The organism is Pseudopedobacter beijingensis (assembly GCF_042678145.1).
GTDB lineage: Bacteria > Bacteroidota > Bacteroidia > Sphingobacteriales > Sphingobacteriaceae > Pseudopedobacter > Pseudopedobacter beijingensis.
In genome coordinates, this window is record NZ_JBHUDG010000050.1 from 190494 (window position 1) to 208748 (window position 18255).

Sequence of the window (18255 nt, forward strand, 5' to 3'; positions counted from 1 at the left end):
AATTACATCATGAAATATCCTATCAACGAAAACGAAATGCCCCTAAACGAACTTGAAAAATTGGGGCTTTACAAAGACGGAGGGTTCAGCATCAGTCCGGAGAATATCGATGCCCTGCTTGCAGGGAGAAGAACCGATATGTTGAGCATGGCAGGTCTGAACATCGATGGGTTTGCCATCCGTCAATTGGATGCAAAGTTATTCCTTAGCCGAAATACAGATGGCACAGTACAGCTAAACATACATCCTATATATCGTGAACCGCAATGGCATCCATTGTTGAGTGATGACGAGGAAAAAGCCCTGATCGCAGGAGAAAAACACGTGGTAAGCAAGGAACAGGAGATTGACGGAAACAAAAAGAAGAAAGTCATCATTGAATATGACGACTTGACAAGGGAGTTTGTGGCTTATGAACCCGACGAAGTGCAGGCCCCCATCCGAGTAAATGGCGAAGAACTTTCGGAACAGCAACAGGAGGTTTTCCGTAACGGTGAAGTAGTGGAACTCAAAGACGGAACCAAAATCCAACATTCGGCAACAGACAATAAGGGTATCCGTTCAGACCGAAAACGACTTATCCTATCGGTGCTTTTGGATGGCGGTATATCTTACTTAGTTTTCCGAGGTATCAATAACCTAAAAGGTAGGGTTGAACCGCAGAGCGAGGGATATAGCGAGGGATATAACCGCGCATTGACCGACATGATGATGGCCGATAAAAAACAAAAACACGGTAACGAGAAAACCGTTCAAGACCTTGTGCAAAATCTTCGTGATAAGCAAGAAAGTAGAGGTTACGGACGTACCGTTGCGAGGTAGTGGTATTTCTCCAATTAAAGCCCGAAGTACGGAACTTCTTTGCACCTTATATCCACGTTGTCGAGGATAAAATTCTGTTTCCTTATACATTGGAAAATCAGATTATAGCCCAAGAGCATTGGAGTGAAAATGGTGTCCGTATTCCGGTCTGTAAAGGTATGTGGTTGGTGACGGACAGCTTGCCTATATCTGTCACCAATCTTTTTATCGGTCATTCTGCAAGCGATATATTGTGCTTTTGCCATTATTACCCTAATTGGGTTAATTCACCTTGTTTGAGCGCATTTGTTTCATTGGGTTTGTTGCCAACAAAAGAACAGTTTACGTGGTTGAAATCCCTTTTCCCAAACGCTAAAACACATACGGTATTTGATGGGGGAATAAGTGGCCGTGTAGCCGATTGTAAAGTAGCGACGTGGCAACTTGGTAAGAACGCAAGGTTTAGTCTTGTTGATGACCACGGAGAGTTTTACTGCAACAAAAAGAAGTATCGTATTCCAGTCAGTATTTTTTCATTGAACCGTTTTGAAAAGTTATCGGGTATCCGTGCAGGTATCAGAACCCATAAACCAAAACCACCATTTGAAACGTTCTATCAATCCTTTACAAACGTGGGTTAATCTGAACCAGCCTACCCAAACCCCTGATCCTTTATTGGGTCAGGGGTTTTTGTCATTTATGACCTAATAAGCTGTATACGGGTTTTAAATTGACTCTTCAACAAAATCCAGCTCACCGTTTAAAAAGCAGATGAGATCATCAAGAATTAGTAATGAGCTTTCTAATAACTCTTTATCTCGTCCATTGTCTGCATTCAAAGATTTATTACCGTGAAAAAGATTATTTCTTATGGTACGGATGTTTAAAGTTAAAATCTCAAGACGATCAGTATTCGTTCTTATTATATCTTGCCAAATATATTGACCATCGTTTTTAATAAGCTTTTTAGGTGGATTGGATTGAATATATTGGATGGCATTCTCAAGTTCTTGCTTTAAGCCTTTATTTTGCCAAGTAACGTATCTTGTTTTACAATTCTTCGTGAAATCATTCCAATTAACGAGGCCCTCAGCGGTGATGAAATCGTTGAATTTTAGGAGAAATTCAAATCGCGAAAAGGATAGGAAAAACTTTATAATTACTTCCTGATGCGAATGATTTAAATTGTCTCTGAATTTTTGATAAAGTTGATCAGTTGGTGTTGGCATTTTTATTTTCTATTGACTTTTCAAGAATAGTTAAAAGCGTGTTAAATACAAAATCAAGTAGTATATTTTTTGAAAGCTGTAGTCTTAAGCTCTTGTGTTTGTTGAGAAACTCAATAGGCTTCAAAAATATTTTGGCACTTTGCAAAATGTAATTTTATTGTTGCGCATTATTGCGTAGCTTTAGAGGCAAAATTATGCGTATATAATGTGTTGGTTCATCAAATCAACACGTTTTAGGCCTATCTTCACTCCTGATAATACATATTTATCATGGTTGCTTTCTAACAACGGACACCATATACACCGGGAGTTTGAAGTATGAATTTAAAGGAAATCTATGAGGTACTTTGAATGGAACGATATTGTGTCAGAATATTTTTTCAATCCCAGCAATGCAGGGAAGGATGTCTACTTATACCTCACCAAGAACGATATTATTGGTTTAGCTCGACATTGTTTCGAACAGTCATCTGACGAAGAAATTTGGAACGATTTCGTAAATAAAGTAAGGTTTGGATTTTCTGGTGGAAATGGAAACGTAATTGCAAAAGCAAGAAATGCTTACGAGAAAAGAAACTTACAAAGCGTTGTAATCAATGAAGTAAAATATGAAATAAAATACCCTCCCTATATCACTTACTTGGTTTTTCTCGTACTCCCTTTAATTGAGATTAATCACGATCAGGGTCAAAGAACAAATAATTATTACAGTAGACTGAATTATTTCTTAGAAATCAACAAAATAAATCAAAAAATTGGAACAGTTGATTTTGGTAGTAATCAAATTAATTTACTATGGGAACATCTTGAACATTGGGCAAATGTAAAAAATAACGGTGATTTGGGTTTGTTCAATGTTATTCCATTTACAAATGCGAACTGGGTTTATGTAGGAAAAGTATTTTCACAGTGTGTTTTGCCTCCCAAGTTTCTAAATCGCCTACCTAAATTATTTGAATCTCTTGGTTTGGTTCCCAATACTTTTTACGAAGACGGATTTCTAAAATATAAAATAAAGAATAGTAGAACGGATTTAATTCCAAAAAGCACGTTGGATCATTTGAAAAAGGAAGATGAGTTATCAAACTCTATCATTCAAACTATACAACGACAATATAAAAAATGGACAGGTGAAACCCACGAAGAAATAGAAGAAGGAACAACACTACGACAGAGAAGAAATTACACTGTTGCACCTTTATTTCTTCAATTTAAAGTAAATACCAATGACGAAGAGATTAAGTTTTCGTACAGAATGTATTCTTCAAATGACTATCCCGAAGATTTAAAATTTGGAGAACACGAGAATTTGTATGAAATCAATGGATGGTCAAAAACGTTACCTGTTGAATTCAAAGAAAACCTTGAACTTAAGGACAATTTCAACAAATGGATCGCGAAGTTTTCTAACCGTGATGTGAGGTTATTCATAAGTGCCGGGACATTTCAGTTGAGCAATGATTATTGGATTGAGACAAGCGTTCTCTCAAAAACAGAACGAATGTATTTGATGTGCAAAAACGAAAAGCAAGAAATAATCAAAGAATGGGGAAGTACATTTGTCAACGGAGATTTCAAACAAGAAGATTTTGAAGGCTTGCCGGAAAACTATTCATTGTTTTGGTTTCGCAATCCTACACAAGGACTTTCTGAAATTCCACTTCTTACATTGTACACAGAAAAACGGATTGAATTAATTGGTGGACTAAAAGTGAATTTCAGAACGTATGTAAATGATTATTTGCCAGAAGTTGAAATTGTGAATGCGGACGGTAACGAAAAAGTTTATTTGCAATACAAAGAAACACATGAGAAAATTTTCCTTTCAAAGAAGCAGTCACTAAATAATCGCTGGTTATTACCCGAAAAAACTTTAATAGATACCGATTTCTATATAAAGGTAGAAAACGAGAACTTTTCTGGAAATGAACTTGCATACAACTTGGTTTCGTCAGACAACACGGCAATTCAAGTTGATGATTCTAAATTACCGAAAAGAGATTCCTTTGGTAGAAACATTACAACTAATTTGGGGCAATACTGTATAGGTAGTAATATTGTTAATCCTGATAAGTCAAGTCAAAGATATTTCTGCCATTTAAGTTCAATGTTCATTTCCACTAAAAAGGAGGTTGCAGCTAATATTTCAAGTGCCACACTTAATAATCATACCGGAAATAAACTTTGTAATTTTCTCTCTATAAAAGCTAAACTTTCGACCGAAGAATTTTTCAAAGCATTTGAGTTTTATTATTCAAAGGAGTTTCCGGAGCAACAATTAAACTCAAATTTTAATCTCACAAGACTTAAAAGAGCCTCGCTGAATTATTATGATTTCATCGGAATACTTGATTATGATTATGAGACTAAAAATGTCATTTTAAGCCCGCCCCAGTTTATTTTCATTCCGACAACACGAGGGAGAAAAGTTTTGCTAATAGGTGCAAGAGATTCTGCCTTGGTTGAAACAATCGTAAATACTGCACCTAAACACAATTTACAAGTTGAAATAACAAGGCAATTTGTTTCAAACGAACGATTGCTTTTACCTGATGTAGTCACAGTTAGGGCATTTGAACAAACATCAACAGATAATTATGGAGAGAATTGCTTGAAAGCTTTTGCAGATGAATTGAGGGTGAAGTTTTCAAATGATTACTTCCCGCAAGTTGCACTTCAAGATTTTTCAGCAAATATTGTAGACTACGAAAGGACATTACAGCAGACCAACGAAAATGACTATGATTGGGCGAGGTATATTTTCAATCCTGAAACCTTAATTTTTGAAAAGAGCGAGACACCAATTTTCGACAAATCATTTTCGTTGATAAAATACAAATTGAATGAATATACTCATCAATTCAAACTTTGGAAAGACAATAAGAGCTATCAAATTGATATGAATTGGGGACGGTTTATTGCATTGAAACATTGCAATAAAAATGTGATTTTGTTTGATAGCACAAGTAAAAAAGTTGCTATCCCAATCGAAATGCCTTTGCCAAGATTAATGTCGGAAGCTATTATGTTGTTAAGTGGATTAGCCCCCGATTTCAAAGTGATAGATGGGAAGAAATACAGAGTATATGAAAATGTAATTGGGATTTTCACTCAAAATTTGTTCAGATTAAAATTAGGCCAGACTCCAATAGATAAAACATTATGAAAGACCCAATAGGTTCGTTTGAAACCATAAAAGAGAATTTTATTCGTTATATAAAAACTGCGTTCAGAACAAAGTTTGAAGGCATTGAAAAGGAGCGTTATGACTTATTGAACTACGACAGAGTACTTTATCGTAAGCCTTGGATTGAGCCTTTGCCCGATTATGTCTCAAGTGGAAAAAAGATAAATGATTTAACACTTGAAGATTTAGGAAATGCGTTGAGTGATGCAGAAGTCAAACTATTTAAAGGGCTTGTAAATACGGGACTTGTTGGGGATTTCCCTTTACATTTGCATCAAGCAGAAATGTTGAAACAAACCTTGCTTGGAAATAATTGCATTATTACTTCCGGTACAGGTTCGGGAAAAACGGAATCATTCTTACTGCCACTATTCGCCCAGCTTTCAAAAGAACTTTCCAATTGGCAAGCCCCAAACCCAAAATCCACAAGTATAAATAATTGGTGGTGTGATAATGGTGGACTTTCTGCAAGGGAAATTGTCAACACTTCGAACTTCACTTTAAGCAATGCGGTAAGGCAACGCAACCACGAAACAAGAAAAGCTGGAGTAAGAGCATTGATACTCTACCCAATGAACGCTTTGGTAGAAGACCAAATGAGTCGTTTGCGAAAAGCATTGGATTCAGACGACACAAGAAATTGGTTAAGTGAAAATACTGATGGCAACGCAATTTATTTTGGAAGATATAACGGGAGTTCGCCTGTTGCCGGAGAAATGAAAAAAGTAAAAGATGACGGGGCTTTTGCAATAAACACAAGGAAAGTAAATCAACTTAAAGAACAGTTACAACAGATAGAAACAGATTCAAACCGTGTAGCAGAATACATTCAAAAAACGGGAAAAATAGGAAGCGAGGCCAAGGATTTGAAATCATTTTTCCAACGTTTAGATGGTGCAGAAATGAGAAGCCGATTTGATATGCAAGTCGCACCGCCCGACATTATGATTACCAACTATTCAATGTTGAGCATAATGTTAATGCGTGATATTGACAAAGGAATCTTTGACGAAACAAAACAATGGTTAGAAGAAAGTGAAAACAACATTTTTCACTTAATCATTGACGAGTTGCATTTATACAGAGGAACGCAAGGAACAGAAGTTGCGTATTTGCTCAAACTTGTTCTTAATCGATTAGGTTTAAATCCTAATCACCCACAATTACGCATTCTTGCTTCCAGTGCTTCGTTGGAAGCAAAAGAAGAAACAAAAGAAGGAAAAGAAAGTAAACAATTTCTGAAAGACTTTTTTGGAACAGAAAAACCGTTCAAAATCATTGAAGGAAAAAATAATAAAATTACAGCGTTTCCCGAAAACGGAAGAAAACTTCCAGTAAATCCTTTCAAAGAAATTGCGAAAAAGTTTTCAGAAGTAAAAGGAAATATAGCTGACGAAAATTTTATTTCAACTTGCGAAGCAACAGCAACGCAACTTGCAACAACTTTCAATTTATCACAAGACGGAGATGGAATTTCAAAATTACTATCGGTAATTACTAATCCAAACTTTCAATTGAAAGAACGTTTGTTTTCGCCTTGTCAGGATTACAAAGCTGTTTGCTCAATACAAGCAAATGGCGATGATTTAAACGGAAAATATTTTGCTGAAACAATTTTTGAAAACACAACTAACAAAGAAGATTTAGAAAACGCTTTGCGTGGTTTATTGATTGCAAGAGCAATGTTAGACGAACCAGAATTCAAAATTATTGTAGATAAAATTCTTGATGACAGAAAGTTGCCTCGTTTCAGATTTCACTATTTCTTTAGAAACATTGAAGGCATTTGGGCTTCTGTAAAACCCGATGACGTTGATGAAATATATTCTGATGGAGAACGTACAGTTGGAAAACTTTATTCTAATACACGAATAAATTCAGAAAACGGAAATCGTATTTTGGAGCTACTCTATTGCGATAATTGCGGAACAACGTTGTTTGGAGGAAGTCGATTAGTAACAAGAAATGAATCAGGAAATAATTCTTTTGAATTACTTCCAATCAGCCCCAATATTGAAGGCATTCCGGAAAAAACACCTGCAAAATTGGTTGAGAAAAGAGGCTACCAAGAATATGCCGTTTTTTGGGCCTGTGGAAATCAAGAATTTATTCAACACGATGCCGAGCCGGGAATTCCTCAAAATTATTGGCGACAACCTACTTTAAATGGGTTTAATCAAGGTGATTTTGAAGCAAAATGGATTCCTGCATCGCTCAACTGCATTTCGGGCGATATTGACAATTCTCACAACAAAGCAGACGAAAAACCTGAACAATGGATTAAAGGATATTATTTCATCATTACAAACAATTCAAATCGTGATATTGCTTTCCCAGACGCAAATGGAAATATTTCCACGATAGAAACACACAAAGCATTGCCAAGCGTTTGTCCGGGTTGTGGTGTAAATCACCAAAAAAGAAGGCAAGATTGGAACAAAAGCAAAACTTCTACTATTCGTGGTTTCAGAACCGGTTTCGCCAAAACAACTCAAATGTTTGCAAAAGAGTTGATGTATCAACTTCCAAGCAACGAAGAGGAAAGAAAATTAGTTGTGTTTTCTGATAGTCGTGAAGATGCGGCACAAGTTGCAAACGGAATTGAACGCAATCACTTTACTGATTTAATGCGTGAAATTTTAGTGAATGAACTGCATTCAAGTTTAATGTTACGCTTCCAAATTTTGTGTGCTTTTGATAATGGAGATACTGCCAAACAGGAAGAACTGAAACAGCAATCGCAAACAACTTTTGATGAGATAGAATACTTGGTTGACAATTCAAGTTATAATGGGAGTAACACAAATAAGTTGCGAGAAAAACAAGAAGCAGAGGCGAAATTGAACGAAGTTCGTTTACTTACTCTCAATGTAAGAAGTTTAGTTGATATTACTAATTCAATAAATCTCGCACCGCTTGTAAAGCGTTTTGTTGAGTTGGGGATAAATCCAGGAGGAAACGACATTTCTTTACAAACAAGAGTGCTGAATAATAATTTTGTCCCTTGGTTTGACCTTATTGATTTTACAGATTTTCAATGGGCAAACGGAGCAGATCAATCATACATAAACGATTTGAAAGAAGGTTCTTTTGACGGACTCGCATCGATGTTCTTTGGTTCACTGTTCTATTCGTTTGAATCTTCTGCATTGGGTTATGTGTGTATAAATCCGGAATTAGAAGTTGTAGCAGACCAAGCGAGAGCGGTTGCTTTAGCAAAAGATGAGTTTTTCCAAATTGTAAATTCTACCATTAGGATTTTAGGGGACAAGTACAAACATAACAAAGTTGAAGATGCAAGTCCTTTCAATTTCACACAATACAATGATTTTCCGGGACAAGTAAAAAAGTACATTCGTGCCGTTGCAAATAGGTTTTCAAAACAAGAAAATGAAATAGGAACAGCTGTCTTCAATACACTTTCAACAAGTAGTGTATTGAGAGGCGACACAGGAATTCAAATTGAAAACCTTTTCATAAAAATTGCACAAGCAACCGATAAAGTATGGACAAGTACAAGAGGAAATAGGCCACATTTGCATTTTAGTGGAGGCATTTGCACTCATTCTGTGACAGCGTTACAAACGCCACATAGCAAAATTTGTGATGATATTTGGAAAGAAAATTACCTTTCTTACAATGCAATTAAACAACAACGTCCGCCAATCCGTTTGCATTGTGAAGAACTTACCGGACAGACAGACGACCAATTTGAAAGACAACGGCATTTTAGAAATATCATTTTGCCAGATGAAGGCAATAGACAAGTAAAAGCAATTGATTTGTTGAGCGTAACGACAACACTTGAAGTTGGGGTTGATATTGGAGCATTACAAGCCGTGATGTTGGGAAATATGCCGCCTCAACGTTTCAATTATCAACAAAGAGTTGGTCGTGCAGGTCGTAGAGGGCAAGCCTATTCCGTGATTTTGACTTTTTGCAGAGGTAGAAGCCACGATGAATTTTATTTTGCAAACCCTCAAAAAATCACAGGTGATGCACCGCCAACACCTTTCTTGACAATGGGACAAGAGCGGATTTTTAAACGTTTGCTTGCGAAAGAAATTTTAAGGAGAGCATACGTTGAAAAAGATATTGATGTTAGTTCTGATGAAAAATCAAGTGTTCACGGAGAGTTTGGCTCTACTGATAGTTGGGACACATACAAAACAGAAATTATAGATTGGATAAACAATAACAAAGTGGCGATTGGATCAACGGTTGATGCTTTGCTAACAGAACAACTAAAAGAGAAAAGAGAAGAATTTATCAATTGGGTTGTAGACACAACAACCCCAAATGGATTGATTGGGAAAGCTCAAAGTATAAGAAATAACGAAGAAATTGCAACAAACGATATTTCTGAAAAGTTTGCCGAAGGCGGGATTTTACCAATGTTCGGGATGCCAACTACAGTTAAAAACTTGTATCACGGTATAAACAGAAAACTTGAGCCACTTTCAATAGACCGAGCGCAAGCAATGGCTATTTATGAATTTGCACCGGGTGCACAGAAAACAAAAGACAAGGCAATTCATCAGGTTATTGGTTTTACAAGTGATTTTATCAATACACGTAGAAACGGAAATCAAATTGTAACAAATGTTGAAACCAACAACTTGCTTCCGTTTTCATTAAACCGTTGGTTTGTTCGTTGTAGGTCTTGCGGATTTTTTGAAACATATTCGGAAGAGCGAAAAGTAGAATTGGAAAACCAAAACCAATTTGATGTTTGTCCAAATTGTGGTGAAGACAACCCCAATAAATATCAACGACCTTTTATGCTGAAATCACCAAGAGGATACAGAACAAATCTTTCAGTAGGAAGCGACACCAAAGATGATTCAGAATTTTTGCTTTCACGGCCACCAATTTTTGCAGAAAAAATCGGTTCAGCAAATACGGAAAAAATAAATAATGCCTCAATTTCCATTTCAGATAACGATGTTACTTGGAGAGTAAATACAAATTCCGATAAGTTTTTCACGGGAAAACTTTACAACACAAACAACAAATTTCCTTTCAATCAAAACGGATTTTGGTTTAATAATCAATGGCTCTTGAATGATTTAGCCGTACCGACAAATGACAGCAATGGTTATTCCATGTTTGTTCAACAAAACGCAACAAGTACAGACGAGCAAATTGCGTTAGCAAGCAATAAAAATACAGAAATATTCAGAATAGCACCTTCGATTATTCCTTTGGAACTTGACTTGAATATGTTTTTTAGTGAAACAGATTTGCCACACGTTAAAGCACAAAGCAACGGTGTTCGCTCAGGATATTATTCAGCCGCTTTTTTGCTTCAACGGATTTTGGCTGACAGACTTGATGTTGACCCAACCGAAATTGAAATTGCTGACATTTCAATGAAAGTGCTTGAAGACGGTACAAACAGAAGAATTGCAGAAATTATTTTGACTGATGAATTGCCAAATGGTTCGGGCTTTGTGAGATTTTTATACAACGATTTTCAAAACATTCTTTCGGAAGCAATGGAACCAAGTAATATGAATAGTTATTTAGGAAAAATTCATTCACAAATACATCAGACAAAATGTGATGATGCTTGTTACGATTGCTTGAAAGTATATAGGAATATGAATTATCACAGTTTGCTTGATTGGCGATTAGGTTTATCAATGCTCCGTGTGATGAATGATTCAACTTTCGTTTGTGGTGCTGATGGAAATTTCAACTTTGTCGAATTACAAGATTGGCTTGCTTTTGCAAAAGAGTTGAGAAATGGTTTTGCTCAAAGTTTTGGCTTCTCACATACAGCAGAAATAAAAGGTTTGCCAACTATCAAATTTGGAAAAAATCAGAAACACATCATAATGATTGTTCACCCATTTTGGGATTTGAGAAATATCAGGGAAGCAAATTGGTTAGCAGAAACCAAAGCAGAGATTGACGAATATGTTGCTCAAAGTGGTGGCTGCATTAGCATAATTGATACATTCAACTTGCATCGCAGACCCGGTTGGTGTTACGAAAGATTAGTAATCAGATGATGAACAAAATTGGAGATATAAATTTTAAAGAAATCAAACGTATTTCGCCAAGCCAGTTTTATTCAATGAAAAATTGTGCTTACAAATCTTTATTGGCAGAAGCATTTGATAAGAAGCCTTTACTTCCGCTTTCGCCTAATGCCTATTTCGGTACAATATTGCACAAAATACTTGAATTGATTACAAAAGGAATTGTAAAAAATGAAGATGATTTTAATACGGAGTTTGATAAGCAATTGAAAATTGTTGAAGATGATTTGCAGGAAAATGGTTTTGGATTTTTCGTTCCACTCCAAAAGAAGTTAAGAAATTTCGGTCTAAAAAAAATCCAATTAAAAAAACATTTAAGAAACAAACCTAAACAACAAACGAATTTAGGTGTCGTAAATTTTTATTCTGAAAGATGGTTTGAATCTGAGGATAAATTGATTGGAGGGAAAGTTGATTTAATAATTGAGAATAACGATAATATAGAAATTATAGACTTTAAAACCGGAGCGATTACACAAGATTGTTTAGATGATGAGGGAGAGTTATATTCTGATGTAAAAGAAGAATACAAAGAGCAACTTAAAATTTATGCCTATTTGTATTTTGAAAAAACGAATAGGTTTCCAACGAGTTTAAGCTTAGTTGATTTAGCAAATCAACAGTTTATGGTTGCGTTTTCCGAAGAAGAATGTAAAATAATCTATGACGAAGCAAAAAAACTTTTAAAGGCAACGAATAACTGTATAAGTACAAAATCATTTTCAGTTACTCTAACAGAAGTAAACTGCAAGTATTGTTTATATAGGCCAGCCTGTTCTTTTTTTGTCAGAAAACTTGAAACTGATTTTTCATTCAATGATGTTTTCGGCGAAATTAAAGACGTAAAGAAATTCCAAAATGGAAATGTTAGTGTGTTTTTACAAAATGGAACAAAACAATTAACCATAAAAAACTTTAATTCTGAAAAATTTGACGAATTAAGCGATAAAATAAAGAAAAAAATAAGTATTTACAATTTGAGAAAAGAATCAACAGATTTTGTCTATTCTGTTACCGACACGACAATGATTTATGAACAAATTTAACGAACATAAAATTCCCGTTCTCTCCTTTTATTCCGGGGGAGGATTTATGGATATGGGCTTTGAGAAAGCTGGTTTTGAAATTGTTTGGACGAATGAGTTCGATAAAGTGTTTGCAAAACTTCATGCAGCTGGAATTACTTCATGGAGAAAATCTCGAGGAAATGGAATTAAAGCAGAAATTTTTAATACGAAATCAATTACTGACGTAAAATCAAACGAAATAATCAAAGAAGCATTTCCTAATGGAAAACCAGAACATTTTGGAATAATTGGTGGTCCACCTTGCCAAGACTTTAGTATGAATGGTTCGCGAAAAGGTTTTGAGGGAGAGAGAGGTAAACTTACGATTGTTTTTTTTGATAAGATTTTGGAATTGAAACCTACCTTTTTCGTGATGGAAAATGTAACAGGTTTAACAAAAAGGAAAGAAACAAAGGAATTTTTGCAAGCGCTGTTGAAAAGAATCGAGAACGAATATTACGTCGACCATGCGAAGTTAAACTCATTGGATTTTGGTGTTCCTCAACACCGAGAAAGAATTTTTTTTGTTGGAATTAGAAAAGAATTTCTTGATGGAAAAATTGTTGAACAAGGTTCTTTTGGTAAATGGTTCCCTTTTCCAATAAATGAAAAATATCAAAATGCTTTAACCAAATATAATTGGGGCAAACAAGTTGAATTTGGTGCGCCCGTGATTAAATCTAAAGATGTGCCAATTGAGCTGTGTGTTGAAAAATGTCTTGTGCCACAAAACCAGATAAATTTGACTCCTAACGCAAATGAATTTTTCAATTTGCACGTGAGCGAAGAGAAATTATGTGCAATTAACGAAGGTGAAACAAATAGGCCCTCCTTTAAGCGTCTTCACCGTTTCAAATATAGCCCTACAACTTGTTACGGTAATAATGAAGTTCATTTACACCCTTACGAGCACAGACGTTTGTCTGTACGTGAAGCATTGAGGATACAAGGAGTGCCTGATGAATACGTTTTACCGGAGGAATTACCCTTGACAAAGAAATTCAAGATGATAGGAAACGGTGTCCCTGTTCCGCTCGCAGAGGCTGTTGCGGATGCGGTATTGGAGTTTATTTATAAGAACATAATCAAAATGAAAGTGATCGATCAAAGTTTTAGAAATATCTAACTTGAAACTCTTTGTGCATGTGACAACTATAATGTTAGAAAAGCATAAACGAGAAGAAAACCGTAACAAATACGTAACGGAGCAAAATTTTGTGATTTCAAAATTTGTTCATATATTGCTTCTGTAAAGCAGAAATGGCATTTTTCAACCATTTCCAAGTTATATGACCATCAGACTCATAATCTTTTGGTCCCTGGTTCGAGCCCAGGTGGGAGCACTAAAAAAAGCTTCACAGAAATGTGAGGCTTTTTGTTTAATAGCCAAACACACGTACTTGTATAGTAATAAACATTAATCAATACCATCTTCGACCTACATTTCTTTCGTAGCACCACTTGTTTTTAATTAACTTTGCTTTATTCTATACAAAAACTATTAAATGAATCTATACCTATCTTCTTTTTTGTTTGGAAATGATCCTAATCAATTAAAAGACTTACTTCCAAAAGGTTCTAGAATTGGGCATATAAATAATTCTAAAGATTGGGTTGGAGCAAGCGAAAGTATCAGACAAAAAAATCTGCAAGAAGAAATGGAGTTTTTAAATCATCTGGGTTTTAAAAATGAGCATTTAGATCTAAAAGCATATTTTGGAAAAGAAAATCATCTGTATAATAAACTTGAAGGGCTAGACGGAGTTTGGGTTAGCGGAGGTAATACTTTTGTATTAAGGCAAGCTATGAAGTTAAGTGGGTTTGATAATATTTTCGACAAACTGCGTCAACGTGAAAACTTCTTATGGGCTGGCTATAGCGCTGGAGTCTGTATTTTGTGTGATTCTCTAAAATATATTGAGACGGTCGATGATCCTTATAATTTTCCTTATAAAGGGATTAACCAACCTATTTATGACGGATTAGGCCTTTTTAATTATGGTATTTTACCTCACTATAATTCTAATCACTTTGAATCAGAAGCCATAGATAAGGAAATAAAGAAATGCATAGAAAACAAATGGCTGTTTAAAGCCCTGAAAGATGGAGAAGTAATTATCATGAAAAACATAAAGTAACCCACTAACTCCCCAAACATTATTAAAACTATGTCAATATAAATTTAGAACAATCTTAAATCACTTCTCATTATAGAAGTTTGAATATTATCTTCACTTCTTTATTAAAACTCTACGTTAATTTTCTACCGCGTACCGTTTTTCATCATTTATATAAAGGAGCTGTTCTTTAGCATCAAATTTATAGTTCTCATTTTGATAGAGATCTGCAATACCCTCCTTATTTAAGACAATAGAAGCTTTTGCATTATCCGGCAAAAACAGCTCTATTTTTGATTTATCATCATTATATATTATAAATGCACTAATAATGGCACTTCCTTCCTTAACCTTTATTGGATTAAGTCTTACTCCTGCTTCGAATAACCGAATACAGTTTTGATTTAACCGGCTCCATGTTTGCCCTGCAGCAACAATACACCCATGTTCATCTTTTTCTCCTCCAACTCCTATATTATCGTCTGTTTTGGTATTCGTTTTTTGGGTAGTATTACAAGCCACTAAGGCCAATAGACTTAAAGAGAGTATGATTACTTTATTCATTGTCTTTTTATTTTTCTATAATAACATCAAATTAAATACCATAGTTAACTGAACACGGCAATAACTTATCTCTTTTAAGAAGGCTTTACTTTTTCATAGAACCTGTTTCAGAAAATCTTATATGCCAGCTAAATGCTTCTTCTAATAAATGTGGAGTATGTCCTCCCCTTTCACAAGCTCTGTCAAAATACGATTGTAACTCATCTCTATAATCAGGATGGGCACAGTTATCTATAATGGCTTGTGCTCTTTCTCTTGGAGCCAAACCTCTTAAATCTGCAAGGCCAATATCTGTGACCAAAATATCAACATCATGCTCAGTATGATCTACATGCGAAATCATGGGTAAAACATGCGAGATGGCATTTTCCTTCGATGCTGCCTGAGTAACAAAAATACTGAGGTAAGCATTTCTGGCAAAATCACCCGAGCCACCTATCCCATTCATAATTTTGGTACCTGATATATGCGTTGAGTTCACATTGCCATAAATATCAAACTCTATAGCCGTATTAATGGCAATAACGCCCAACCTTCTTATCAGTCCGGGTGTATTGGATATATTTTGAGGACGCAGCACAAACTTTTCTCTATATTTCTGTAGGTTTCCAAACACCCGCTCATAACATGCTTCTGACACTGTGACTGATGATGCTGAAGCAAAACTTAGTTTACCCGAGTCTATCAGATCAAAAGTACTATCCTGTAAAACTTCTGAGAACATGGTCAGGTCGTAAAAATTACTATCCTTAAATCCCATCAGTACTGCGTTGGCAACTTTCCCTATTCCAGCCTGTATAGGAAGCAACCTATCGCTTAAATGCCCCAAATGCACTTCGTTTTCAAAAAACTGGAGTATATGTCGGGCAATAGCAGTAGTTTTAGCATCGGGCTCTGCAATATCTGCCGGACTATCTTTTTTAGCTGTAAAAACTATTCCAATGACTTTATTGGGATCCAGCGGAATCGATCTTCTTCCTATTTTATTCCAGGGAGCCACTATGGGGATTACATTTCTATGGGGGTAATTTTCTGCCTGATAGATATCATGTATCCCATAAACATCTTCGGAAACTGCCGTGTTTATTTCAATAATTACATGTTTGGCTAAGGCTGCAAATGTAACAGAATTGCCTACAGATGTTGTAGGTACAATACTGCCATCCCTATCTATAAATGCAGCTTCTATGATGGCAATATCTACCGGTGGTAAATTTTTATTATGTAACAACTCGGCACTTTCGCTTAAATGCTGGTCTATAAATAAAATCTCCCCTTTGTTTATTTTATCACGTAATGTTTTATCTACCTGAAAAGGCATTCTTTTGCTTAATACTCCTGCTTCTGCTAATTTCCCATCAGTACCATGCCCTAATGAAGCTCCGGTCATTAGCGTTATTTTTATTTTCTCGTTTTTCGCTTTCTCTGCTAGTGCGGGTAACACGGCTTTACTATCGCCAGCTTTTGTAAAGCCGCTAGAACCTACGACCATACCGTCCTTGATCAAATCAGCTGCTTTTTCTGCTGATATTACTTTATCTCTTAAACTTTCTAATCTTATTCTATCGTAACCTGTCGTCATGCGCTCGTTTTATATATTAAAAATCCTGTCTAACATTTATAGATGCTCTCTTTAGTTAAACAGTTTTAGTACAATATCTATTATTTGTTTTGGTACAATTATAACCACAATAAAGCAAAAGGGTTCTAATAAAAGCTACTTAAACAAATGATTATAAACACAAATCTCCTAAAATCTGTCCGATATTTTCTTTGTTTCTGTGAATCTATAAGTTTTATTACGCTTTTTAGATAAAGCTATCAAAACGGGGTTGCCCTAAAATTAAAAAGGGATTATTAACTGTACAGCTAACAATCCCTTTTAATATGGTGTAAGGTATAATTTGATTAAATTTCCCTATCTGTATCCCATTGTTCTAAGTAATCTGCAACCTTGCGTAAGAAAGAACCTCCCAAAGCCCCATCCACAATTCGATGGTCATAAGAGAGCGACAGATACATCATGTGACGAATAGCTATTACATCACCATATTCTGTTTCCATCACCGCAGGCTTTTTCTTTATAACACCAATTGCCAATATAGCTACTTGTGGTTGATTAATAATGGGTGTACCCATGATATTACCAAACATACCAATATTGGTAATGGTAAATGTTCCACCTTGTATTTCATCCGGATTTAGCTTATTAGCTTTTGATCTTTTTGCCAGATCGTTAACGGATTTAGCCAAACCAACTAGATTCAACTGATCTGCATTTTTTATAACCGGTACAATGAGGTTTCCATTTGGTAATGCAGAAGCCATACCTATATTAATATCTCTTTTCTTAATGATTTTATTATCGTCAAGAGAGATATTAATCATTGGAAAATCTTTAATAGCTTTTGTTACCGCTTCTACAAAGATTGGTGTAAATGTTATTTTCTCGTTTTCCCGCTTCTCAAAAGAACTTTTAACCTTATCTCTCCATTTCACCAAATTGGTAACGTCTGCCTCAACAAATGATGTTACATGTACTGCTACATTTTTACTGGACAACATGTGATCCGAAATTAACCTTCTCATCCTATCCATTTCCACTATTTCGTCACTACCCGATACTTTCACAGGCGGTTGTTGTATTTGCGCAGATTGACTGACATGATTTTTAGGAGAGCCAACTTCTATCTGTTCTTTTTGGGGCAGCACTTCTTTATCTGCTTTTAACGAAGTTTTTTGTGCGTTTATATAATTTAAAAGATCGTCCTTAGTTAATCGTCCATCTGCACCGCTACCTTTTAAAGTATCTAATTCTTGTAAAGATATTCCCTCTTCATTGGCTATGCTCTTAACTAATGGCGAATAAAAACGAGTGGAATCATGATTAAGAACTGGCTTGTTTACGGGTTCTTCTTTATTTTCTTCGGGTAAGTAAGGAATTTCTTCCGGCTTATCTTCCGGTTCTTCTATAATAGCAGTTTGTTCTTCCTGTTCCTCTTCTGTTTCGATAATAGCAAGGACTTCTCCTATCTGCACTACATCGTTTACATTAAATAATGTTTCTAATATTTTTCCTTTTACTGGAGAAGGAACGTCTGAATCTACTTTATCTGTAGCTACTTCTAATATTGAGTCATCTACTTCTACGGTATCTCCGGGTTTCTTTAGCCAATTGATAATAGTTGCCTCTGCAACACTTTCCCCCATTTTCGGCAATATTAATTTATACTGAGCCATACA

At 35.5% G+C, this 18255-nt stretch carries 11 protein-coding genes and 1 tRNA gene; 8 read left to right on the forward strand and 4 right to left on the reverse strand.

What is annotated here, in order from left to right:
* Nucleotides 1-9 precede the first annotated feature (9 nt).
* Together ACFSAH_RS18405 and ACFSAH_RS18410 are read left to right on the forward strand one after the other, a co-directional pair.
* Complete coding sequence (locus ACFSAH_RS18405) at nt 10-822, forward strand: DUF4099 domain-containing protein (RefSeq protein ID WP_003005488.1); 813 nt, start codon at nt 10-12, stop codon at nt 820-822.
* 89 nt (nt 823-911) lie between these two features.
* On the forward strand, nt 912-1442 hold the full coding sequence (locus tag ACFSAH_RS18410) for a hypothetical protein (protein WP_147284257.1): 531 nt from the start codon (nt 912-914) through the stop codon (nt 1440-1442).
* Between the two features lie 84 nt (nt 1443-1526).
* Here ACFSAH_RS18410 and ACFSAH_RS18415 read toward each other — a convergent pair whose 3' ends face one another.
* A complete protein-coding gene (locus ACFSAH_RS18415) occupies nt 1527-2030 on the reverse strand; it encodes a hypothetical protein (RefSeq protein ID WP_003005483.1) in 504 nt (167 codons plus the stop codon).
* A 364-nt stretch (nt 2031-2394) separates the two neighbouring features.
* Between ACFSAH_RS18415 and ACFSAH_RS18420 the strand changes: the two genes are divergently transcribed.
* The 6 genes from ACFSAH_RS18420 (at nt 2395) to ACFSAH_RS18445 (ending at nt 14469) form a co-directional block, all read left to right on the forward strand.
* On the forward strand, nt 2395-5196 hold the full coding sequence (locus ACFSAH_RS18420) for a hypothetical protein (RefSeq protein ID WP_379664177.1): 2802 nt from the start codon (nt 2395-2397) through the stop codon (nt 5194-5196).
* Complete coding sequence (locus ACFSAH_RS18425; protein ID WP_201679254.1) at nt 5193-11234, forward strand: DEAD/DEAH box helicase; 6042 nt, start codon at nt 5193-5195, stop codon at nt 11232-11234. The genes ACFSAH_RS18420 and ACFSAH_RS18425 overlap by 4 nt, the downstream gene beginning before the upstream one ends.
* Nucleotides 11231-12310, forward strand: a complete 1080-nt coding sequence (locus ACFSAH_RS18430; protein WP_003013188.1) for a PD-(D/E)XK nuclease family protein — start codon at nt 11231-11233, stop codon at nt 12308-12310. The genes ACFSAH_RS18425 and ACFSAH_RS18430 overlap by 4 nt, the downstream gene beginning before the upstream one ends.
* Complete coding sequence (locus ACFSAH_RS18435; protein ID WP_003013192.1) at nt 12297-13457, forward strand: DNA cytosine methyltransferase; 1161 nt, start codon at nt 12297-12299, stop codon at nt 13455-13457. Before ACFSAH_RS18430 ends, ACFSAH_RS18435 begins: the two co-directional genes overlap by 14 nt.
* 117 nt (nt 13458-13574) lie before the next feature.
* Nucleotides 13575-13674 (forward strand) — tRNA-OTHER (locus ACFSAH_RS18440).
* A 186-nt stretch (nt 13675-13860) separates the two neighbouring features.
* A complete protein-coding gene (locus ACFSAH_RS18445) occupies nt 13861-14469 on the forward strand; it encodes a Type 1 glutamine amidotransferase-like domain-containing protein (protein ID WP_379664178.1) in 609 nt (202 codons plus the stop codon).
* Between the two features lie 117 nt (nt 14470-14586).
* Here ACFSAH_RS18445 and ACFSAH_RS18450 read toward each other — a convergent pair whose 3' ends face one another.
* From ACFSAH_RS18450 to ACFSAH_RS18460, 3 genes are all read right to left on the reverse strand, one after another.
* Nucleotides 14587-15012, reverse strand: a complete 426-nt coding sequence (locus ACFSAH_RS18450) for a hypothetical protein (protein WP_379664179.1) — start codon at nt 15010-15012, stop codon at nt 14587-14589.
* Between the two features lie 85 nt (nt 15013-15097).
* Nucleotides 15098-16594, reverse strand: coding sequence for a succinate CoA transferase (locus ACFSAH_RS18455; RefSeq protein WP_379664180.1), 1497 nt, complete (start codon nt 16592-16594; stop codon nt 15098-15100).
* Nucleotides 16595-16920: 326 nt separating this feature from the next.
* Nucleotides 16921-18252 (reverse strand): dihydrolipoamide acetyltransferase family protein, encoded by a 1332-nt coding sequence (locus tag ACFSAH_RS18460; protein ID WP_379664181.1) that lies wholly within the window; start codon nt 18250-18252, stop codon nt 16921-16923.
* Nucleotides 18253-18255: the final 3 nt, after the last annotated feature.